We start from the raw sequence: 25,350 nt of genomic DNA on the forward strand, positions 1-25,350 counted from the left end.
CTCCTTCCTGTTTATTCTGCGACCACGATTTTTTTGAACCATGGAGCCGCCAAAAATGCACCACTTTGGCAACGACGAATTAAGTTTAAGAAAATTTAAAAAAATACGATAAATAACAGAAAATGGGGCGTTAGTTTCCCAACGCCCCTAAAAAGAAATGTACAGGTCTACCTAAGACCGCGGTTAAAGCTTACTGCACTATAGCTTTAACTAGGTGAGCATGGCTGACCACTTGTTGATGGCTACATGACAACTTTTGCGCTAATAGAGTAGCCCCATTTGCCGACAGCTGAGCGCTGTAAACATCAACATCGCTGTCTAAGCGTTCTTGCGACCACCACACTTGAGCCTTCAAACCAGCTGGCAAACTTGGTAACGTACAGCCATTTTCACGCTGATGCTTTAGCCTTTGTGTAGTTGTAAAGGTCTGAGCCAACTGAACGGCGTCAATGGCACTATAAGGCATAGGCAGCTGCGCGCTTTGGGATTGCCAAAATACGCTTAGGTGCTCTTTCAGTACCCCCTCATCTACACACTCAACCAATAAAGGCGCAAAGTGTGCTTGAACACGCTCTGTCCATGCTTCACCGCCATTATCTACCACAAGGGTTAAGAACTCCGTGATGGCTTGCAATTGGGTCACTGAACGCTGCTGTGTCGTTGGGATCCAAGAATCCGCCAGATACAGCTGGGTTACTTGCAGTTCTGCGGTCTCGAGGAGCCCAGCCACTTTTGCCGCAAGTAGTCCACCCATAGACCAACCTAAGAGTTCAACTTGTTCACCCGCAAACTGTGCGACAATTTTGTCAGCATACATGGTTGCAAGTTGATCGAAATCGTTTGCCGCAAGGTCTGCATCAGTTGGTACCAAAGCAAATAAGTTCACTTTTTCATCAAGCTGTTGAGCCAACTCACGATAACTCAATGTTAAACCCAATCCGTCATGGAAACAGATCACCTGACGGTTACCCGCCTTGTGCACATTCAGCGGCGTAATTGCTTGTGCCTTATCGCCTGCCAACGCTTCTGCCAACTGAGCAACACTCGGTGCTTGAAAGAGCACCCCTAAATCGAAATGAAGCTCTGTAGCTTCTCTGTCCGCCCAACGTTTTACCAGTTTTATCGCCGAAATTGAATGCCCGCCAAGCTGGAAAAATGACATACTGCGGCTGACTTTATCAAGCTCCAGCACTTCACTAAATATCGCGGCTAAGCGTATTTCTAAGTCACCCTGTGGTGCTTCATAGGCCATTGTCTGAGTCGCAAATGAAGGCAGTGCTTTGCGATCCACTTTGCCATTTCCTAACCGTGGCCACTGAGCCACGACCATAAATGCCGCTGGCACCATGGCATCCGGTAGAGATTGGGATAATTGCAATTGCAATGCAGCCGTAGCTTCGCTATCAAGCGCGCCTGGCGCAAATTGATTCGCAACAATATAGGCATGTAAAGTCACTTGGCCATCCACTTTATCTGCGATGACTAAACAATGCTCAATACCCGTAACTTGTTCAACACTATTCGCCACCTCGCCTAGCTCGATTCTAAAACCACGGACTTTAACCTGATCGTCTTTGCGCCCTAAAATCATGATTGAATTGTCTGGCATATATCGCGCTAAATCACCAGTGGCATAAACACGTTGATTAAGTAATTCATGGTGTGAAAACGCTGGGTTAGAAGCTTGTCCCAGATAACCTTCGCTTAACTGTGCGCCTGCAACGTAAAGTTCACCCACTTCGCCATAGCTACATAATTTGCCATCACGATTAAGTACATAGGTATAGGTACCAGCAAACACTTGGCTAAGCTTAGCGACTCCGCCATCACCAGCTTGATGACGATGAGACATCACGCCTATGGTTGCTTCACTCGGTCCATAGTGGTTATATACTTCCATCTCAGGCGACCATTGCTGCAACGAACGTAGGAAGGTATTTGGACAGGCCTCCCCTCCTAAAATGACCTTCTTCGGGAAGTATGGCAATGCTTTTAAATCACACAGTGCTTGTAAGTGCGAAGGAACAATCTTGATACAATCAATTTGGTGCTGTGCTAGAAATGCGCTGAATGCGGTGCTGTCCATACTCTGCTGTTCATTCGCTATGCAAAGTTTTTTACCTAAATACAAAGCGTTAAATAGACAGGTATAACCCAAGTCCGCAGCCACGGTCGCAGTTAAAGCGAAGTGTTGCTGAGCTGCTAAACCAAGTGCTTCACTAGATGCATGGCAATAAGCACTTAATTGCTGCTGGCCGATACGCACACCTTTAGGTGTTCCCGTCGACCCAGAAGTAAATATTGTATAGGCCAGCTTATTTTCCACAGATGCGAGCTCAGGTAGTGCTGTGCCTGTATCCACTTTTAACGCATCTAAACTCACACCTTGATCGGCTGACGCCGCAATTACCATTGCATCGTCAAATTGCTCACGCACTTTATCGATGCGCGCTTGTGGCCAACTCGGATCTAGTGGCACAAAGCCAAGACCCGCGCGCATGCTCGCAAGCATCGCGACGATAAGACTGGTACTTCTTGGTAACAGTAATAAAACTGGCTGCACATTATCTGCTGATTTCTCAAGTAAACCTTTTGCCACAAGCTCTGCTTGTTGCCACAGTTCGGCATAACTAAGTGAACCAATTTCATCGCTCAAAGCGATTTCATTCGGCTGTGACTGTGCAAAACCCTGAATGCGTTGTACCACGTTCTCAACTGGTTGTTCAGGTACAGGCCCATTGATGGCCAGTAGTTGAGATTTATGGATATCACTCAAGATACTGATATCTTTTGCTTGGCCACTCGCAGCACCCGAAGCGATGACACTGAGCAGTTGTTCAAGCTGTGCCAGTAAACTGGTTACCGCCGCTGGTGAATAACTGTTTTGGCAATAATTTAGCGTCACGGCTCCATTTGCTGCAATGGCCAAATTTAAATCATGAATGAGGTTTGTTTGCCAATCGGGTTGAGATTTTGATTGGGCAAACCCATAGTCAGTGGCTTGCCATGCGGTTTTCAACTGGCTTTTAGTGATACTCAAAGCATACTGACGATGGTTTTCACATTGTTCATTTAGCGCTGCAAGCCAACTTTCCAGAGATTGCTCAGGTTGATACTCAATTACCAGAGGCAGTGCTTTTGCGTAACGACCAATCGCACCTTCGAATGCTTCATCCTCTTGGCGTGGATCATAATGTAGCGCGGTCAAAAAGCGCGGCGTTATGGCCAATCGAGCCATGAGCCACCACCATGCATATTGCGCAATATGCTGACTCGACACTCCGAATTTCATGGCATAGCGATTGATACCCTGCCACACACTGACATCCACAGCATGTTGGACTTGCGTATAACTACGTTCACCTTCACTTAGCGAACTCATTGCATAAGGTAGCTGCAACGCAGAAGGTAAATCCCCACTTAGGTAGTTTTGCCAAAATGCTTGCCCTGCTAACCCTTCTTCTTCCTCCAACATTTCTTGCTGCCATGCAACAAAATCAGGGAATTGAAGCGCCTCTTCATCATCAGGTTGACCATTGATGATATCCGCAATGATCTCCAACGACGGCAAATCCACAGCACCTGCAAAGCCACGCAACGCGATAAAGCTGTGTTCACGAGTTTGTACAACCGTCAGTTGTAAATTGCAACCACTTTGTGGAGCTAAATCCACCGGTGAAAGTAATGCTAATTGAGCAAGGCTTGGGACATCCGATTGAGACCACTGAACGGTGTCGACAGCAATTTTTGCACTGTTGCTAGGCACTGCTCGCAAACCTTTAAAGCCTGCAACTTGCTGATAATTCGACGCAAGGCTGATATGCGATTGTACGAGTGTGTCTGCATAGCGCTCTACATCTATTGGTGTTGCTGAGCAAGGTACCAGCAGCTGTACAAGCGGAACCGACTGTGCCAATCCAGCAGTGAAACACTGCTGATTGGCTGTTAACACTACCCCTTGCTGATATTCTTCGACGTATTCAGCGATCATGCCAAACACTCCTGCTCAGCGTTATTTTGCTCTGCGTTCGCTGCTGCCAACTGCTCTTGGGATACCATATCCCCCATTGCCACAACAATTTTACGTGGCTCTTCATAAGGGTCACGAGCGTGGGCTGCCAACATATTATCCAACATCACAACGTCGCCTTTTTGCCAGTCAAATCGCACTGCACAACGTTCATATGCCTCACCGATGATGTCCATTTCTTCGTAGCTGATTGGCGTGCCATCACCAAAGAAAACGTTACGTGGTAAATACTCGTGGCCGACCATTTCAATGAGGTCGTTGCGCACACTCTCTTCCAAGCAAGACTCGTGATGAAGCTGTACTTGATTGAAGAAAGACTCTTCTCCACTTAAGTGGTGTTTGATCACACCGTGTGTTTTGGTTCGAGTTTGCAAGCCACCATTGTCTAGCCAACGGAACTCTGTGTTACTCGCGGTCAATCGTGCTTCTACTTCGGCCTTATCATCTGTTTTGTAGAAATCCTGCCAAGCTACATCCAAGTTTGGAATAAAGTTGCGCACATATAGCAGCTCTTTTTCTTTAATTTTCGCAACCAATTCTTCAGGCAACTCCTTGAGCATACGACGGCAGTCAACGATTGGTGTTGCACCACCTACTTTTGATGGCAATTCACAGAAGAACCACTGCTTGCGTGGCCATTTTCCTAGATGTGAACTCTCATTGTGATAAAGGATCATCTGGCGCTCTGGATAAGGTGTCGATTTGTAGGTTTTCTTACCACCTTCTTTTTTCGGTAAGTCACCATATTGTCCATATAAACCGGGCTGAATTGCATCAGCAAAAGACTCAAACTCTTGTGGTGACTGAAGCGCGAAATTTCTGAAGATGATACCGCCGTACTGTTGTAAGTAACCGTCTATTACATCACGGTTATTGCTTGCCCAACTAATTGGGTCAAGATCTGGGGACGTCGGCTCTACGAGAATTGGAAACTGCTCAGTCTCTGGTAAAAAGTATGTTTTTATTGGCGCAGCTGGTGCCTTCGCACGTTTTTTAAGACCTTTCTTTAATCCTGAAAATGAATTTCCTCGGGCGGCTTTTTGCATAGTTTTAAATTCCTGAATCATTGGCGAAATTACATTGCGAACAGGCTGTTCGCTCATCTCTATGAGTTGCAACACGCATTGCTGCCAACGCCCCAACCATTGCTGCATAATCTCTGGGTTATATAGCTGTTTTCTAAATACCCACTGGCATTGCAACTCATCCGCCTCAATGACGAAGAGCGCACTGTCAAATTTACTGCTAATCGTACTTAAACTATCTACTGCTTCTAGGCTGATTTCTTTCATCGGCCATTGCTGCTGCGGGGTGTTTTGCATCACAAACAACTGCTGTACCAGCGGTTGTATATTGTTCACTCTCGGTGTATCTATCAAATCAGTTAGCGACTCAAGTCCCAATGCCTGATTAGCCATAACTTGCAGCGACACATCTTGAGTTTGTTTAATAAAATCAATAATTAACAAGTCGTTATTGAGCTTACTTCGCTGCGGTAAAACCCGCACAAAGAAGCCAATGAGCGCTTCAAGTGCTGGATTTTCTCGCCCTGCAAAGTCACTGCCAACGATGACATCAGGTTTGTCATTGATAGCATGTAAGAACAAGAAATAACCAGATAACAGCAGCGCGTTTAGTGACAGTCGATGTTCACTCGCAAACGCTTTTAAACGCTTAGTTTGATCTGCATCAAAGGCGCCAATCACCAAACCACCTTCATTGCTCAACTGCTCCGGTCGCGGATAATGATTTGGTAATGCACTGTTGTGAGGCGCAGCTGCTAAATGGTCGCGCCAGTAATCACGTAGCAATTGTCCCGGTTCGCCATTTTGTAGAGCTTGCTGCCAATGCGCATAATCAACATAATCGATGTTCAGCGGCTGCCAACTTGGCGGCTGCTGTGAAAGCAATGATTGATAGGCCTTACCCAAATCATCAATCAGTACACCTGTCGACCAGCCATCAGAGATAATGTGATGCATACTTACCGATAATAGATACTCTTGCGTATCTAGCTTGACCAACATCGCACGCAACAAAGGAGCACTCGCCAAATCAAATGCCTGATCTTCGAATAACTTTTGTAGTTTATCGCGCTGCGCTAGTCGCGCATCAGGTGCCATATTCATCAAGTCATGAACCGCCAACTTAAATGCCACTTCGTCAGCAACCGCCATGCTGGCTTCACCAAGGTGCTCTTCAAAGCGCATACGAAGAGATGCGTGGCGAGCGATGACCATCTCAAATGCCTGCTGTAATAGCGTTACATCCAAAATGCCACGCAGCGTTACCGCCCCCGAAATATTGAATGCATGTTTGTCCTGAGACTGAACCATTTGATCGGCGAGCCATAAACTCATTTGCGCAGGCGCAAGCGCATAGCTGGGTTGTCTATCTACTTTTATCAACGCTGGTAATTGTGTGGCAGACGCGGTGTTCAGGTGCGTTGCTAGTGATGCGACCGTTGGCGCATCAAAAATATCTTTTACGGAACAAGTCAGCTCAAGCGATGCGCTGATCCGACTCGCCAATTGCAATGCAACGATAGAGTCACCACCAAGAGCAAAGAAGTCATCGTCGCGACCAATAGGTGAATACTTAAGCACGGTTTGCCAGATTTGTGCTAGGGTTTGCTCTAGCTCGTCTGCCGGCGGCACAAAACCCTCTCCCTGACTATCCTGTGCCTTAGGAAGTGCGTGGCGATCAATTTTACCTGAGTTATTAAGAGGTAATTTATCCAGCACAACAATTACGCTTGGCACCATATAATGGGGTAACTCTTGCGCTAACTCAGTTTGTAAAGTCGCACTTTCAAGCTGTTCACCGGCCACATAAGCAACAAGGCGTGTGCCTGTAGGTAGTTCTTCTGCTACCACCACAGCTTCAGAAACTCCTTGTTGATGATATAAATGCGCTTCGATTTCACCTAACTCGATTCTAAAGCCACGCACTTTCACTTGATGATCGGTGCGTCCGAGATATTCCAAATCCCCTGTATGCGTATATTTAACCAAATCACCCGTGCGATAAAGTCGACTACCTGCATGACAAAACGGGTTTGCAACAAAACGCTCAGCACTGAGCTCAGGACGATTTAAATAACCACGCGCAAGGCCTTCCCCGGCAATGTAAAGCTCGCCAGCAACCCCATTTGGTACTGGGTTTAAAGCGCTATCTAACACATGGAACTGAGTAGCACGAATGGTCTTCCCTAAGTGAATTGATGTGTCGACAACTTGTTGGCATGATGACCAAATAGTGGTCTCTGTGGGACCATACATATTCCACAGCGTCACATCATGAGACAGTAATGTCTGTGCCAGCTCAACCGGCAGCGCTTCGCCACCGCACAGTCCCAATACTGGACGCTGGATCAGATTTTCAGCCAATAGTGCACGCCATCCTGCTGGGGTTGCTTGGATTAACGAGACGTCAGCCAGACTCGACTCACTCAGATCATTTTGCTGATCTGCAATTAATACTTGCGCACCAGCGTACAATGGCAGATGTAACTCCAGTCCGGAAATATCAAACGACAAAGAAGTGAGCGCCAGCACTTTGTCACTATTTTCTAGCGCAAACTGTGCTTGCATTGCAGCCAAAAAGTTACTGAGGTTTTCATGACTTATCGCCACTCCCTTTGGCTTACCTGTGGAGCCAGAGGTATAGATCACATATGCAAGTTGTGCAGGATGGATAGTCACCGCAGGTGCTACACCTGAATACCCCGCCAGTGATAGTTTAGCGGTATCTAATGCGGTGATAGTTTGTGGTAATTGCAGTGTTGTATTATGCAGCACTAGTTTAGTATTACTGTGCTCAAGAATGTAGTCGATGCGAGATTGCGGTAGCTTAGGATCGACTGGTACATAAGTGCCACCAGCACGCATCACCGCTATAGTCGCTACCAACATGTCACTGCCGCGATTAAACATCAGTGCGACTTTTTGCTCAGCTTGTAACCCTTGCGCCACTAAGTAATTCGCTAATTGCGCACTGCGCACATCCACGTCTTTATAGGTCAGCGATTCACCGCGTATATCCGCCACAGCGACTTGCTCGGCTAGCTTAGAGAATTGCATAGACAATTGTGACATATAGCTCGCTGCCACAGAGCTTGGCTGTACACTGGCTAGCACTTGTTCTACAGCCAGTGATGCATTACCTAAAGGCTCCTCTGGGGCACAGACAAGTTGTTTAGCCAAGGCTAAAAAGCTTTCTAACAAATTCGTTAACATCGACTGTTCGTAGTACTTAGGATCGCCCTCAAACTGAATTAAAATGCTCTCTGCTTGCTCAATGACCTCTAATGATAACGGGAATTTAGCCTCAAACTGATCAACCACAATCGGCGTCAATGGCAATGGCATCGGGCCATCGGTACTGGGCTGATACTCTGAAAAGTTGTACATGGCTTGAAAATGACTTTGCTCACCTGTTTGCTGCCAGTTGAGCGCTCTTGCCAACCACTCGTATGGCACCAACTGGTGATCAATCACAGCCAAGGTGTGCTGCTGTACCGCACGTGCGGTTTCAATTAATGAGCGCTCGGGTAAGGCCTCATTTTTATACAGCTGAGTGTTAACAAAAAAGCCTACTATTTCGCTGATATCCGGGTGGTTTCGTGCCGCAGTTGGTACCCCGAGTAAAAACTGCTGTGCATCACTAAAGCGTGATAGAACGACTTGGTAAAGCGCCATAGAGAGTGAGGACAAGGTCAAGCTATATTGCTGGCACAGGCCACGTAAAGACTGCGTCAATTCAGTAGATACTTGAGCTTTAGCCAATAGGGCGTAACGGTTTTCATTGACAGCATTGACCTTTGGCACATTCAGTTGTTGTGGTTCAAAATCCACATACTCACGCCAGTAATCGCATGCGTGCTGCCCCATCTCAGCTTCAAGTTCATCACGCTGCCACTGCGCGTAATCCAAATAACGCAACCTCGTGGGAGTAAGTTGTTCTCCAAAATATGCTCGGGCCAAATCACGTAAAATTAAATTAGCCGACCAACCATCACTGGCAATGTGATGATTATCCAGTAGTAAGATGCCACCTTTGCCATACGCAATCCACGCTGCGCGCAGTAACGGCGCGAACGACAAATCAAATGGCCTCGCAAACCACTCTGTAACCACATTTGATAACAAGACTTCAACGGCTGGCAACTCGCGCTGAGTTGTTGATAAAGTTAATTCGCACAGCGGTACCTGTGCATTATCAACTAAATGCTGAATAGGCGTATTGTCGTCACTAAAACGCGTTGCTAGTGCCTGATGGGTATTTACAAGTGCATTCAACGCCACTTGTAGTTTGGCTAAATCCAGCTCAGTTTCAATGTAATAGGCGCGCGGCACATTGTATGAAATAGACTTTGGGGTTAACTGTTGTTGCAACCATAATCGTTGCTGTTGGAATGACAGGTGACCAAAGTTATCCGAGTGACGAGGGATCTCACTATCTGTTTCAGGTTGCTCTGCAAATAACTCACCAAGCAAATCTAGGTCTAATTCATCGGCCAGTGCGTCAAGAATATCGTCGTTGTTCATGTGTATCTCTAAAAAAGGGAAAAGGGAGTCACTGACTCCCTAATGTAAAGATTGATTTGATTAAGCGGTTAGCTGCCTAAACCCAACTTTTGTTGTAGCGCTTCGCGTTGCTCAGGCGAGAGCGTGGCGAGCTTTAACTGTGTCATGGCAATTTTTTCTAGCTTTTGCGCATCTGTATGTTGTGCGCTCAACGCCGCTGCCAATTTCACGATAGTGGCATTGTCGAAAATGATGCCTGGGTCCACATCCATTAATAGTTGCTTTTTAATCCGCGTTACCCACTTGATGGCCGCCAGAGAGTGACCGCCCAAGTCAAAGAAACTGGTATCACAGCTAACTTTCTCGACTTCTAAAATGTCGGCGATTGAATCCGCTAACCATTTTTCCAGTTGTGAATTTGGTGCCACATAAGCCACATTTTGCAATTCATTGGCTTTGGGTAGTTGCCCACGATCAACCTTGCCGTTGGCAAGCAGAGGAAGTTGCTCGAGCGCGATGAAAAATTGTGGCACCATGGCTTCTGGTAAATGGTCACGCAAATGCGTTTGCAAATATTGGTTTACTTCACCGTCTAATAGGCCAGATACAGCATTATCTTGATATTCAAAGCCAGTAAGGTACGCCACTAATGCAGTTTGACCGCTTAAGTTTTGTGCCATAACATAACAACCAACTGACTCTAAACAGCGACTCACGCTCGCTGCCACCTCATTTGGCTCAACTCTAAAGCCTCGAATTTGCACTTGATCGTCTTTTCTACCCGACAGGCTAATGGTGCCATCGGGCATATAACGTGCAACATCTCCTGTAGGATAAAGTCGAGTTGCCCATTGGCTATTTGCAATAAAACCTTCGTTCTCGCTCTTACCCAAATATCCACGCGCTAACTGCGTCCCCGCGATGTGTAGCTCACCTTGCTCGCCTACTGCACATAATCCACCGTATTCATTTAGGATGAAGATAGAAGTGCCAGCAAATACTTGGCTCAACTTAGCTACCGTACCTGCAAAGCTTGATAAGTCGTGGTACTGATGAGACAGCACGCCCACAGTCGCTTCGGTCGGTCCGTAGTGATTAAATACTTCTGTATTTGGACTTAAGCGATGAATTTTTTGTAATAATGTTGGTGCGCTCGCTTCACCGCCTAAGATCAGCTTGTTGGGCAGTACTTTTGGTTCACTTTCTAACAGCGCTTGTAAATGCGACGGAACAATTTTAACGACTTCCACTTGCTGTGCACTGACAAACTGTGCAAATGCTTGTCCTTCCATTACAGCCTGTTCAGGTGCAACCACAAGACTACCGCCATTGTAGAAGGCATTGAATAGGCAAGTATTACCGATATCCGCTGCCACTGTAGAAGTTAAACCATAGCGCTGTTGGCCTAGGTTCATTGCTTCACTTGAGCCAAAGCAGTAATGGGCCAATTGTGAGTGTTCGATCACGACCCCTTTAGGTGTGCCGGTAGAACCTGATGTAAACAGCACATATGCTGCCTGCTGCGCATTGGGCAATGCGATCGCTTGCGACTCCGATAATTGTGTGGCTTCACTGAGTAAGTCAGTTAAACCAAGTACTTCCTCTCCTTGCTCAGCACCAATGTGTCGAGTGGCACCTGCCGCAGCGATGATTTGCTGCTGTCGAGCTTGTGGCCAAACTGGATCGATTGGGCAATAAGCTGCACCCAAGCGCTGAATAGCCAATATCACTAATACCTGCTCGAAGCTGCGCGGCAAAGCAACAGTCACAATATCATTGCTCGCTACACCTTTTGCTTGCAGTACATTCGCAATACTTAGCAAACGCGCCTCCAGTGACACATAGTCCAAACTTTGCTGGCCATCAGTCAAAGCTAACTGCGTTGGCTGAGTCGCGGCAAAATGCGTAATCTTGTCGAACAGCAAAGGGACTTCTATTGCTGCTTTGTTGAGGCCTAAGTGACGCTGTTGCTCTTGCTCGGTGGCAATGTTGATTTCGCCTACTGCGGTATCGAGATGTGTTTGTAGCTGAGCTAACAACTGTTGGTATTGCGCTAGTAAGGTTTCTGCGGCGGCTTCGCTATATGCTTGACTGTCATAGCGCAGCATCATTTGTGCGCCCGCTTCTTGTAGCACACAAGTTAAATGCAATTCGCTACTGTCGTCTAAGCGCAATAGCTGACCATAAGACTCGCCATGCCATACTTGCATAACACAGCTTGGTGACCAGGTTAATTCTTGCTTCTCAGTGCCCTGATAGGCTTCAGCCCACTCAAGGTGTTGCTCAAACTGGAATGCAAATTGGCTCAGCCACGCTTTCAGTGTTTGTGCAGAGTCCACTTCAATAGCAACGGGCAGGTGTAATTGATATACGCCAAGTGCGCCTTCAAGCTCTTCACTCATTTGTCTTGGATCATAGCCAAGCGCAGCACTAAACCCTGCACTTTTGCTAATGCGTGCAAGTAGCATCCACCAAGTGGCGTGCAAAATCACTTCACTATCTAACTCCAGTTGCTCCGCCAAGTTCTCAATACCTTGCACGGTAGAGTCATCTAACATTACGGCATGACTTTGTTGTGTGCGTAAGTCAGTGGTGTCAGGAGCTTTGTGATATGGTAACTGAAATTGATTATCAAGGGGTTGAAGTTTTGCATTGAACTGCTGCCAATACGCCGCCCCTTGTGCCGCTTCGGGCGATTCATTCATCTCTTCAAGCCAAGCTAAAAAATCAGGGTATTGAATAGCTTCAGCTTCGTCATCTACACCATTGAGTAATTGACCAATATATTCATAAACGCTGGCAATATCTAACGCGAGTGCATTGGCATGTACTAATAAATACGTTTGCTGCTGGCATACAAAACGGCTGATTTGAATATTTTGCCCATGTGCCACGTCCATAGAAATAGGGATCAGTTTTGCTTGCTCAGTGGCGGCCAAATCTGTGCGGCTCACAATATCTTCACAGAGTATATTGTGCTGCGCGGTCGGCACTTGGCGAATGCCTCTGAAACCCTCTACTTGAGTAAACGCAAATTGTAATATTAGTTGCTGTTGTGCAATGACAGCAGCGCGCTGCGTCAACTCAGTCTCAGTTACACTTGAATCGATTGGCACCAAAACACTGTGCACGGCTATTGCGGCATCATCTTGCTTTGATACATGTTGTTTTTGTTGAACACTCAGGCCAAGGCCCTGCGGATACGCATCGATATATTCTTGGATCATGCCAAATGTCTCTTGCAGTAAAATTAGAGCCATTTGGCACACTGAGTCGCATCCAAATAGCCCATTATGAAAAACCAATAATGTGCATGTCCCTCAAGGTTTGGTGCCAATAACATCGACGCGCAAGACGCCCAGTAAAATGCATTAAAATGAGGCTATTTTGCCCACAACCTAGGGATGTGTCTTAATGACGAGCAAAGCCCTATTTTTTTTAAGGAAAACCCTTAAGTTTCTGTGAATGCTCAGACAAGGTGGTATTTTGTTGATCAAAATCAAGGCGAGTAAAATAGCAAAAGCCAAGCGCATCGAGACGGCTTGGCTTTTGGGATTACTTCATTAAGTAAAAGACTATTTTTTCAACTTTCCGAATTTCGCCATTTTACGCTTTTTCATCCCACCACTTCGTTTGGGTTTTGGCAAAGCTTGTTCAGGCTGAGACACCAAGGTAGTCAATAAATTAAGCCACTCATTGATCACCACCTGCGTTTTATCCTTAACGTATAGGTCCCGTTTAAATACCATATTGCCGCTTAATCCTTGCGCAGTAGATTCAATAAAGATGGCAGAATCAAACTTACTGGTTACGCCCTCGCTTGGTAGTTCGCTGATTTCAACTCCATCAACAGGCCAGCGCGGTTGCGGCGTATTTTGCATCACAAACAACTGCTGGAAAATCGGCGAAACGCCGTTTTGCCGTGACACTTCTGCCACTTGTGCAATGTTTTCCAGCGTCAGAAGTTGATGGTCTTGAACCGCAAACAGTTGCTGCTGGACCTGCTGTGCAAGGCTAATAAAACTATCATCCGTTTTTAGCGTAATACGAACAGGTAGAACCTTTATGAAGAAACCAATCAACGGTTCCAACGCTGCTTCTTCACGGCCAGCTAAATCAGTGCCTACTACCAAGTCTTGCTGCCCTGTTTGCTGGCTTAAAAACGCCATATAACTGGCTTTTAACAATGCAAACAACGACAGGTTATGGGCCTCGCTGAGTGCTTGCAGTTGCTCACTCAATTCAGGGGTAATATTAAATAACACCTGATCCCCTTGGCTACTCGGCTTGTCAGGGCGCGGCAGATGCAGCGGTAAAACGCTAACAGGGGGTGCCGCTTGTAACTGTTGCTGCCAAAACGCTCTGTTCTGCGTACCTTCTTGAGCCTCCAAACGCGCAGCTTGCCAGCTTGCGTAGTCAACATATTGCACTTCTAATGGGGCAAGTTCAGAGGCTAAACGAGCATCTCCCAACTGTTCGGCGTAAAACACACCAAGCTCTTGAACTAAATTAGCAATCGACCAGCCATCACTGACAATATGGTGCATACTCACCAATAACTGATAGCGCAGCTCCCCCAACTGTAATACTTTGGCACGCATTAAAGGCGCGGCGCTTAAATCAAAGCTTTGAAGTTCAAATTCAGTGCGCATTGGCTGCGCCAGTTGCTCGTTCTCTAATTGCTCAACTGGCAACTCAAAGGCTAGTTTGTCGAGCACTTCAACGCGAGGCTCACCTTCTACATCGACAAAACGCGAGCGTAATATTTCATGACGACTAATCAACGCGTTAAATGCCTGCTCAAGCGCCTTGAGATCAAGTTCGCCAGTAAGTGCAACAGCACCTGCAATATTATATGCAGCTTTGTCTACTTCACTGTTGCTAAGCCTATCCGTCAACCACAAACTTTGCTGAGCAGATGATGCTGGCATCAAAGCGGTGCGCTCAACACGAGTCAATGCCAATCGTTGAACACCTCGCGAGGACACTGAGACGCTCAGAGCCAGAGCCGCCAAGTCCTGGGCACTGAAGATATCTTTCACTTCAATGCCATATTCTCCCAGTTGATTTATGCGTGACACCAAACGCAGTGCCGTGATTGAATCTCCACCAAGGGCAAAGAAGTTATCGTGGCGACCCACTCGTTCAACATCCAATAACAGCTGCCACACCTGTGCAATTTGCTGCTCCAATTGACCTCGAGGCGCTACATAAGTACTGGCATGACTCTCCAAGCTCAGTTCTGGTAAATGTTTTCGATCCACCTTACCATTTTGGTTAAGTGGTAGTTGGGCCATGACTTCAATGGCCTGTGGTATCATGTATTCAGGTAACGTTTCACGCAGTTGTGCTTGTAACTCATTTGCGGACTTTGATGTCACAGCATATGCCACCAAGACTGGTTGTTCTGTTGCGCTTTGCACCAATACAACTGCTTGCTCTACTCCTTCAAGGCCACTGAGCAGCGCTTCAATTTCACCCAATTCAATACGATGACCACGTATTTTAATCTGATCATCCACACGACCAAGATATTCTAATTGTTCATCTTCGTTCCAGCGCACCAAGTCACCAGTGCGATATAAACGCCCGCCTTGGTCCCCAAATGGGTTTGCCACAAAGCGCTCGGCGGTTAGATCAGCTTGCTTTACATATCCTTCAGCCAAACAACTGCCGCCAATATACAGCTCACCCACTGCACCGTGAGGCAGTAGGTTCAGATCGCTATCTAACACATACACGTTTCGATTGCCGACCGGCTTACCGATGGGCACGTAACGACCATCAACATCAGAATTGATATCACCTATCCACAGTGTCGGCGTCACGACCGCTTCGGTTGGGCCATAGGCATTGACAAACTGCGCGTGTGGCAAGCTTTGCTGAGCCAACTTGAAGTCGCCTTGGTGCCAGCCTTCACCCCCCACAATACACAAACGCACTGAGTCCAATTTTGACACATGACGCAGATACGCTGGCGGTAAATCCACCACGGTAACTTGCTCAGTGTCAACGTAGTCGACTAAGGCATCTGGACCCAGAGATTTGGGGTCCACAACACTGAGCTGTGCACCACTTTGTAACGGCATTAACAACTGCTCCAGCGCTGCATCAAAACCCATCGAAGCAAATAGCAAAGCGTGATCACATGTTTGATATTGATAATATTGCTGCATGGCATAGCAATGATCTGCCAATGCCTGATGCGATACAGCCACCCCTTTTGGTAATCCCGTCGAGCCTGACGTGAAAATCATATAGGCAGTTTGCTGCGGTAGAATTATATTATTAACCGCCTTTGTAGGATAAGCGCTGAGTTTGAACTCATCCAATGTATGAGTAGGCACTCCCATAAGCTCATTAGAGGCATCATCACTCAGTAATAAACCCGCACCACTTTGCTGTGCAATATATTGCTGACGCTCTAGGGGCAAGCTTGGGTCAATCGGCACGTAAGTCGCTCCCGACTTCAACACAGCCAAAGCTGCAACTACCATGTCAATGCCGCGGGCAAAGCGCACCGCCACAACCGCATGAGATTGTGCACACAGGTAATGTGCCAAACAGTTACTACGCTCCGCGAGTTGCTGATAATTCAATACCATGTCTGCAAATTTCAGCGCTGTATGCAATGGATACTGCTTGGCCATCGCGCTTAATTGCTCCGTCACTAGAGGTGCGGCGGAACGCGTCTGGCCCTGACTCAGGCTATGCAACCGCGCTTGCTGTGTTTCTGGGATTAACTCTAAATCTGCAACACGTTGTGATTGTGTATCGACTAATGCCATCAATACCGAATTGAGCGCACAGGCTAGCTCAGCTCGTCGCATCTGACTAAAGCGCTCTTTAGCAAATTCAAACTCAATGTTGGTCAAGCCTTCACTGTCTTCATAACAGTTCAATACCAGTTCAAACTGTGCTTCGCTGGCGTCAATGGTCACGGGGTTCACATCAAGCTTTGGTAACGAAAGTAGTGCATTGCCATCTACTCGTTGGTGATTGATCATCACTTGGAATAGCGGCTGTTCAAGATCACGGTCTAAATCAAGGCTATCCAATAGCTGCTCAAATGGTAAGTCTTGGTGGGCTTGCGCGCCCAATAGCTGTGTTTTCACCTGCTCGAGTGCATCACTCAATAAGATTTCACCTGAAAGGTGCGTGGTGATCACTTGGGTATTTACAAAAAAGCCAACCAGAGATTCAGTTCCCGCGTTATGACGGTTGGCAATCGGCATACCAACACGAATGGTTGATTGGCCACTGTAGCGGTGCAGCAACACCTTTAATGCGGTCATTAACACGTTAAATGAACTGGTATTGTTAGCTTTTGCAAAGTTAACCAGAGCCGCTTTTAACGTATCGTCCAGCGGCACTTGTTCAGTGACAGCTTGATAGCTACTTTGCTGAGTCGATATATCACTTGGCAAATGCAGTGGTGATAAGTCATCACCAATGACGCTATGCCAATAGTCGAGCTGCTTAGCTTTGACCTCATCATTTAACCAAGCCCGCTGCCACTGTGCATAATCGCTATAGCGCACGCTTGTAGCATCGGTTGGTGGCGTATTACCAGATAGCGCATCGCGATATGCCTTCGCAAAATCGTCGATAATGATCTGCAATGACCATGCATCCGAAATGATATGATGCATCACCACCACCAATTCATGTTGCACCTCACTGTGTTTAATAAGCCCAACTCTAAATAAGTTACCCTCAGTCAATACAAATGGCTGCGCCACAAAGTCGGTACGCCATCCGCTGCTTTCAGCACCATTTGACGCATCAAATACTTGATATTCACATTGGCCAATCGGCGCTATAAACTGTGATACTTGCGCGTCTTGATCTTCAACATACACAGTACGAAGGGCATCATGACTATTTCTAACGTAGTCCAACGCACTTTGTAATGCCTTTGTATTGAGCGCCCCTTGCAGCTTCAAGCCGCCTTTAATGTGATACGCACTGCTGTGTGGTGATAGCTTCCATAAGAACCACTGACGCTGCTCGGCAAAAGACAGCCCGGCATATCTCTTGGCCTGACGCTGTAGCACCGTCTTGGTACTGATCTCATTGCCATCAATTAACGCCGCTAATTGGGCAAGACTGCCTGTACTCAGCAGCTGAGGGAGTTCGAAGTTAAGCCCTGCTTGGTTACCTTGGCTAGCCACGCTCAGTGCTTTAATGGAATCCCCACCTAACGCAAAGAAGTTATCCTCTCGACCCACTTGCTCTGCACCTAATACAGACTGCCAAATAGCAGCTAAGCGCGACTCGGTCTCTGTCTGTGGGGCGACATACGCCAGTGTTTCTTGCCACTGCGGTGCTGGCAATGCTTTTCTATCGATTTTACCATTGCTGTTATGCGGCATTTCATCCAACGTCATCACCAATGCAGGCACCATGTAATCAGGTAGCCACTGGGCGATGGTTGTTTTGATAATTTCGCTATCTAGTGCTTTACCAGACACATAGCCCACAAGCTGTGTTGTGCCCGTGCTGTTGTCATCAACAACAACCGCTTCACTAACTCCTTCACAGCGATACAGCTGCGCTTCAATGTCACCCAGCTCAATACGGTATCCGCGGATCTTCACTTGATGATCCGTTCGGCCTAAATATTCAAGTTGACCATCTTGGTTCCAGCGCACCAAATCGCCAGTGCGATATAAACGACTACCATCATCAGCAAACGGGTTTGCCACAAAACGCTCAGCGCTGAGTTCAGGACGAGTTAAATAACCACGGGCAAGGCCGAGGCCGGCAATATACAGTTCACCAGCGACCTGCTGTGGACACAAGTTTAACTGGTTATCTAGCACATAAAGCTGAGTATTTAAGGTCGCTTCACCTAAATGCACTGGTGCCTGTGTCACGTGATAGCAACTTGACCAAATGGTGGTTTCGGTTGGGCCATACATGTTCCAAAGCTGAACACCGCTTTGCGCCAGATCCGCCACCAACTCAGCAGGCAGGGCTTCACCGCCACACAGGGCTCGCTTGCCCTGCACTTGCGTTAATAAATCAAGCTCTAGCAAGCTGCGCCAACCCGCAGGAGTGGCCTGTATTAAGTCTTGCTCGGCCAATAACTCAGCGCTCAGCGTCGAGGCATTGTGTGCCACAGTGACCGTACCACCACTTATCAGCGGAAGGTAAATTTCCAGCCCTGAGATATCGAAAGACAACGAGGTTAATGCCAATGCATTTAGAGCGTACTCCAAGCCCAGTTGCTGCTGCATACCTAATAAGAAATTAACCAGATTACCGTGACTAATCGCCACGCCTTTTGGCAAACCTGTGGAGCCAGAGGTGTAAAGGGTATACACCAGTTGATGGTGATGACGCTGCACATCGAGATTGCCATCGTCATATGATGCCAGCGGCAGATCCGTGACGTTTAAACAGGTTACACCTTCAGCAAAGGACACTTCTGAGTTAGCAAGTGCAAACTTTACTCCGCTATGCTGACAGATATAATCGCGGCGCTCTTCTGGTAGCTCCACCGCAATTGGCACATACACGCCACCAGCTTTACTTACTGCGAGTATCGCGACGATCATCTCGACACCACGAGTCATACTGATTGCCACCGGCATCTCTGTGGTAAGTCCTGCTGCGATCAGCGCCTGTGCTAATTGATTTGCACGACCATTCAATGCGCCATAGCTGAGCTGCTGACCTTGCTCGTTTTGCACCGCAATCGCTTGAGGTGATTGTTTTGCCTGTGCTTCAAACATCGCCAGCGCATCGCTGCTGGGCAGTGTTTGTGATGTACCAATACCGAGTTGCTTCACCTCAGCTTGCGTGGCTTCATCGAGCAATTGAATGTGCCCAAGAGGTTGTTCAACTTGTGTTTGCAGTGCCTCAAGTAGGCGCGCCAAGTTATTTGCCAGATGCGCCACTAATTCAGCGCTTAGACGCCAACCTTGGAAAGCAAAATTAATCGTGAGCCCCTGCGCGGTTTCGACAAAGACCGTCAGTGGATAGTTGGTTTCTTCGCGGTTCTCAACCAGAGAAAACCTTGCCCCGTCCAGCTCATTAGCACCCAAGGTCTCTGAAATTGGATAGTTTTCAAAAATTAATAGGCTGTCAAACAGGCCTTGCTGATCAAAGCTCACCTGTCCCTCAGCCAGTTTTTGAATTTGATACAAAGGCGTGTGCTCAAATTCACGGCTTTGCATACTGTCTTGCTGGCAAGCTTTGAGCCACTGTCCCACAACTTGCTCATTGTCGAGGCTACTTATCACGGGCAATGTATTGATAAACAAGCCGACAGTGCTGTCACTACCGACTAAATCGGCAGGTCGACCTGACGTTGTTGCACCAAAGCACACCGCCGATTTATTTAACATGCGGCTTAATAGCAATGACCACGCCCCTTGCAGTACGGTATTAACAGTGATCTCTTGCTGCTGCGCAAATGCTTGTAACTGTGCCGCTTGTGACTCATCGAGCTGTAATGTGTGCAGCGCATATCCTAAGCGACGGTCCAACACATCACGGTTTTGCAGTTCAGCCAGATAAGAAGCATCGTTTAACTGAGCGAGTCGGCTTTGCCAATACACATCGCCCGCCGCCTCATCTTGCTCAGCAAGATATGCCAAGTAATCTTGATACTGGCCACCAGGCTGAGGCAATGCTTGCCCTTGATACGCCATCATGACTTCAGCCAGCACTGCTGTGCTGCTCCAACCATCCAATAACATGTGATGATAAGTCCAAATAAAGTGATGCTGTTGGGCAGATTGCTGCACCAAGGTGAATGACATTAAGCCTACTTCTTCGGTCACCGCAAACCCAGTATCCAATATTGTGCGGGCCAGTTTATCGGTCGACTTTTCAGACTCCGCTTGCCAATCCAATTCATCAAATACGATTTGGTGGCCATGGATAACATATTGTAATGGCTGTTGCGCCCCAGAGATAAAGCCTGTGCGCAAGGCATCATGTCGCGCGACCACTTGCTGCCATGCAGCCTTAAAACGCGTTACATCCAAGCCATTGATATCAAGTCTTAACTGATTAAGGTACGCTGCACTTTGCTCCATCATGGAGTGGAACATCATACCTTGTTGCATCGCAGACAGGGGATAGATACTAGAAACATCCTGCTGGGAAATAGGCAGTGCATCTAACTCTGCTTGAGACAGCGATAATAATGGCACATCGGCAGGAGTTAAGCGCTCGTTGGCAGCGAGACAATGCTCGATAACTTGACCCAACGCCTGCTCGAGTAAATGAACAAACTCGGTCATATCTGCCTGTAACATACACGCACTGCTGTAAGTTACCGCCAACTGTAGCTGGCCTTTTTGAATGCCGCCATTGATGGCAATATCGGAACTGAGTTTGTTTTCAGGGGCAATACTACGGCCAGTACGATCAGTACTCATTTGCCAATCGGCCAACGGAGAATTGCCATTGGTGTCAAGCTGGCCTAAGTAGTTAAATTCAATTTGCGGTTTTCGCGTGCTATGTAGTGCCTGTTTTTGCGACTCATTACCAAAGTACTTAAACGCACCGTAACCAATGCCCTTATTAGGCAGTGACCGCAGACACTCTTTGGTCGCGATAATGGTCTGAGCAATATCAGAGAAATTGCTCAACTTAACTGGGTACAACGCAGTGAACCAGCCTACAGTGCGACTTAAATCCAATTGTGATTGCCATGGTTCACGACCATGTCCTTCAAGGAATACCTGCACTTCTTCGGCACCGGTCCACTGCTCAAGCGCAACACTGAGCCCCGCTAATAACAGCTCATCGATTTGTGTGCGATAAGGACGCTGCGCCTGAGTTAATAGTGCTTCCGTATGTGACTCGCTGAGCGTCATATTCAGCGTTTGTGCACTGTTCATGGTGTCATCACCATCAACAAAGTTAGGTAAGTCTAACGCTTCACTATGCTGCGATTGCCAAGTTGTAAATTCGTCTTCGTGAGCATTTGGGTAAGCTTGTAATTGCTGCGCCCAGTATTGGTAGCTATGACTCTTGGGCGCATACACCACCGTTTTACCAGTCGCTGCCTGCTCAATACCTTGCAATAAATCATCCACCAAGATACGCCAAGACACACCATCAATAACCAGGTGATGGGCAATTAAAACCAATTGCTGACGGGTATCACTGTGCACATATACAACGCGCAATGAATCACCACGCATAATATTTAAACTCGCTTGTGCCTGCTCCGCCAACTCCAGACAGTAGCTGTCAAAGTCTTGATCTGTGGTGGATTGATACCACACCACTTCACGATAGTCCGCCTCGTCATAGTCTCGATAAGATTGCACCCACTCGCCCTGCTGCAGATATTGCAGCCTCAACCCGTCATGGTGCTTGATTAGAGCCTGTACACTCTCTGTCAGTACAGCTAAATCAATGGCTGCTGGTGGCGTCAAACGAATAGCTTGGTTCCAGTGACTAACCTGTTTTGGCTGTCTTGCAAAATACGCTTGCTGAATTGGCAGCAATGGCACGTCGCCACTGACAGTTTGTGGGATCTTATCCTCTTCACTCAATTCATTGAGTTCATTAGCCAACTGCGCAATTGTTGGGGCTTCAAACACCTGCTTCGCGCTAAGAGCAAAACCGTGCTGACGCATCGCGGCAACAATTTGTAAGCTCAGGATGGAGTCACCACCTAAGGCAAAAAAGTTGTCATCGCGGCTTATTTGGCTTTGACCGAGTACCTGCTGCCAAGCTTGGCATAACAACTCTTCGCGTTCACCTTGCGGTGCTTGATAGGCTGTTTGACTCGGCAAACTGGGCTCTGGTAGCGCTTTGCGGTCCACTTTACCATTGCTGCTAAGCGGTAACGCGTCCAACACCATAATCACGCTAGGCACCATGTAATCAGGTAATGCGTCGCTCAGCCCTTTTTGTAGCTGGCTTTCATCCAATGACTCACCACTTACATAGGCAGCTAAACGCGCTCCGCCGTTAGGCCCGGTGATTGCAACAACAACTGCTTCTTTAACGCCGGATTGAGCAAAAAGCTGTGTTTCGATTTCACCTAGTTCAATGCGTAAACCACGGATTTTAACCTGATGGTCTGTTCGTCCTAAGTATTCCAGCTCTCCCAACTCACTCCAACGCACTAAGTCCCCACTGCGATACAAACGACTGCCATCATTAGCAAAAGGGTTTGCGACAAAGCGTTCGGCACTGAGGTCGGGGCGATTGGCGTAACCACGGGCTAAACCTACCCCGCCAATGTATAATTCACCCACAGCGCCAATCGGGCTGAGATTCAATTGCTGGTCAAGCACCCAAAGCTCACAGCCTGCAATAGGTTTACCGATCGGTACAGCTTTGTCGGCACGACCATCACATTCGTAATAGCTGACATCTATGGCAGCTTCGGTCGGGCCGTACAAGTTGTGGATTTCAAGCTGTGGTAGCAACTTCAAAGTATCTGCCTGCTGGGCTGCTGGGAGCGCTTCACCACTACAAATAATGTGTTTAATGCTGTTGCATTGCTGCGCCAGTGGTTCACTGATAAAGGCCTGTAACATAGAAGGCACAAAATGCAGTAGAGTCACCTGCTGAGTTTGAATCAGCGCCGCAAGTTCACGGGGCTCTTTGTGGATCTCAGGCTCCGCAATAACGAGCGTTGCACCGCGCATCAGAGGCCAGAAAAACTCCCAAACAGACACATCAAATCCATACGGTGTTTTTTGCAGTACACGGTCTTGCGCACCAATTGGATAGGCTTGATCCTGCCAGCTAATGCGGTTGTATAGAGCGTGATGATTATTCACTACCCCCTTGGGCTTACCCGTTGAGCCCGACGTATAAATCACATATGCCGCCTGTTCCGGCAAGATGGTCACATTTGGATATTCACCACTGTACTCAGTTAAGGTAGTTTCCAACGTCGACCAAACATAATATGGCACCGAGAATGCACTATCGTCGCGATTGCCTAAAACCAGTTTGAAGGTGCTATTTTGCGCAATATAGTCAACCCGATCAGCGGGTAAATTAGGATCAAGGGGCACATAAGCAGCGCCACATTTCATCACCCCAATTAACGCAATCACCATTTCAAAACTGCGATCAAAATACACACCAATTTGGTCTTCAGCTCCCACTCCCTGTGCGATAAGCCAGTTCGCCAACTGATTAGTGCGCTGTTCAAACTCAGCATAACTTAGGTGCTCGCCGGCAAATATAAGCGCGCTACTGTGCGGTGTTTTCTGAGCCTGCTCGCTGATTATATCGGCAATGGAATGCTGCCATGTGAAAGCGTCACTCCCTTTTGAAAAGGCCTCTAGGCATTGTTGGCGCTGCAAAGGATACCAATCCAAATATTGCAATGGTGATTGCGGATTGCTCGCAACTGCTGATAACAAAGCGGCCAACTCATCTAAGCAGTGTGTAGCAAAAGCTTGGCTGTAAAGCGTGTTGGCATAGTAGAGATGTAACGTGGTATCACCAGTGACTTCTTCAATTACATCTAATTGCAGATCAAACGGCATCGAAAAGCGCAGCGCTTGAGTATCTTTAAGTGACACATCTTGCAACGCATCCATGGCGCCTTTATCACGCTTTAAGTAGTTGAACATCACTTGAAAAAGCGGGTGGCTCCCGGTACTTCGTGGAGGCTTAATAGCATCCAATAGGTGTTCAAAAGGCAAATCTTGATTGGCCTGCGCAAACTGCGAGAATGATTTAGCTTTCTCCAGCAATGCTACAAAATTGTCTGCTGGTGCGACCTCTAATCGCACCACCTGAGTATTAATAAAAAAGCCTATCAGACCATGTGTTTGCGCATGGTGACGATTAGCAATAGGCACGCCTACCTTCACGTCTTTTTGATCACTATATCGATGCAAAAGGTACTGAAAGGCACAGAGCAGCACCAAATAGGGCGTCACTTGATGCTGCTTTGTCAGCCCTTGCACTTGTTGCCACAATGAATTTGGTAACGCCAGGGACTGCGTACTAATCGGATAATTTCCGCCTTGTCTTGCCAAACTATTAGCAGGCAGTCTTAGTGGCTCAAAGTCATCCCCAAGGGCAGCTTGCCAATCTGTTAGCTGTTTACCCAATAACTCTGATTGGTCTTGCTTGGCCAGCCATAATGCATAGTCTAAATAATCTGCTTTGGGTTCAATTTCTGGTAAATTTTGCTGGGATTGTAGCAGTGCATAAGCTTGAATAAATTCATTGAATAACTGCTGCATTGATGTGCCATCGGTGACAATATGATGCATCACCACCAATAAAGTGCACTCACCTTGCGCTTCTAACAGGGCTACGCGCAACAGCGGCTCAGCCGTTAAATCAAAGGGTTTATCGGCAATTTCAAAGGCCTGCTGTGCAATATCGCTTTGTGTCGGAATATCAACAAAAGTAAAGGCATTATCATTTTGCAATTGCTGCACGGTGTAACCCGCATCGTCACTAAAACGGCTATTCAAGATCCCGTGTTTCGCAACCAAATGCGCAAAGCCAGCCTGAACCCATGCCTTATTCAATTGCCCCTGAAACGTCAGCGTACCTGCAAGGTTATAGACGCTGTCTTGTGGGTCCAATTGCCACGCGGTCCACAAGCGTTGTTGGGCGGGCGTTAAAGGCACTTTGGCTGCCCTATCTTGACGCACTTCCAACTGATTTTGTTGCGCTCTGGCCTGACTGTCTGCCAGTTTTGCTTTAAGTTTTAGCTGTTGTTCTTCAGTTAATGCGCCACCGCGCTCGCGTCTTCTTCTGCGCTTTTGCTCGCTCATGCTGGTCCCACCTGGATCTCGATTATTGTGCACTGCTAAATCTGATTGATTGAGT

The 25,350-nt window shown here is 47.3% G+C and carries 4 protein-coding genes; all 4 read right to left on the minus strand.

The window, feature by feature from the left end:
• Positions 1-190: 190 nt before the first annotated feature.
• The 4 genes from N475_RS15870 to N475_RS15885 all read right to left on the minus strand — a co-directional run bounded on the left by N475_RS15870 (position 191) and on the right by N475_RS15885 (position 25,295).
• Positions 191-3,991: an AMP-binding protein gene (locus tag N475_RS15870; RefSeq protein ID WP_063365570.1), complete on the minus strand. Its 3,801-nt coding sequence runs from the start codon at positions 3,989-3,991 to the stop codon at positions 191-193.
• Positions 3,988-9,579, minus strand: coding sequence for a non-ribosomal peptide synthetase (locus tag N475_RS15875; RefSeq protein ID WP_063365571.1), 5,592 nt, complete (start codon positions 9,577-9,579; stop codon positions 3,988-3,990). The genes N475_RS15870 and N475_RS15875 overlap by 4 nt, the downstream gene beginning before the upstream one ends.
• 68 nt (positions 9,580-9,647) lie before the next feature.
• The gene (locus tag N475_RS15880; RefSeq protein ID WP_227008459.1) at positions 9,648-12,818 is read right to left on the minus strand and encodes a non-ribosomal peptide synthetase; all 3,171 of its coding nucleotides are present in this window, start codon (positions 12,816-12,818) and stop codon (positions 9,648-9,650) included.
• A 315-nt stretch (positions 12,819-13,133) separates the two neighbouring features.
• Positions 13,134-25,295, minus strand: coding sequence for an amino acid adenylation domain-containing protein (locus N475_RS15885; RefSeq protein ID WP_063365572.1), 12,162 nt, complete (start codon positions 25,293-25,295; stop codon positions 13,134-13,136).
• Positions 25,296-25,350: the final 55 nt, after the last annotated feature.

This window comes from Pseudoalteromonas luteoviolacea DSM 6061 (genome assembly GCF_001625655.1).
GTDB classification, from domain to species: Bacteria; Pseudomonadota; Gammaproteobacteria; order Enterobacterales; family Alteromonadaceae; genus Pseudoalteromonas; species Pseudoalteromonas luteoviolacea.

Bases quoted from the DNA above. Each gene is read 5' to 3' on its own strand.
- N475_RS15885 (WP_063365572.1), bottom strand. From the start codon at position 25,295: ATGAGCGAGCAAAAGCGCAGAAGAAGACGCGAGCGCGGTGGCGCATTA.
- N475_RS15870 (WP_063365570.1), bottom strand. From the start codon at position 3,991: ATGATCGCTGAATACGTCGAAGAATATCAGCAAGGGGTAGTGTTAACA.
- N475_RS15875 (WP_063365571.1), bottom strand. From the start codon at position 9,579: ATGAACAACGACGATATTCTTGACGCACTGGCCGATGAATTAGACCTA.
- N475_RS15880 (WP_227008459.1), bottom strand. From the start codon at position 12,818: ATGGCTCTAATTTTACTGCAAGAGACATTTGGCATGATCCAAGAATAT.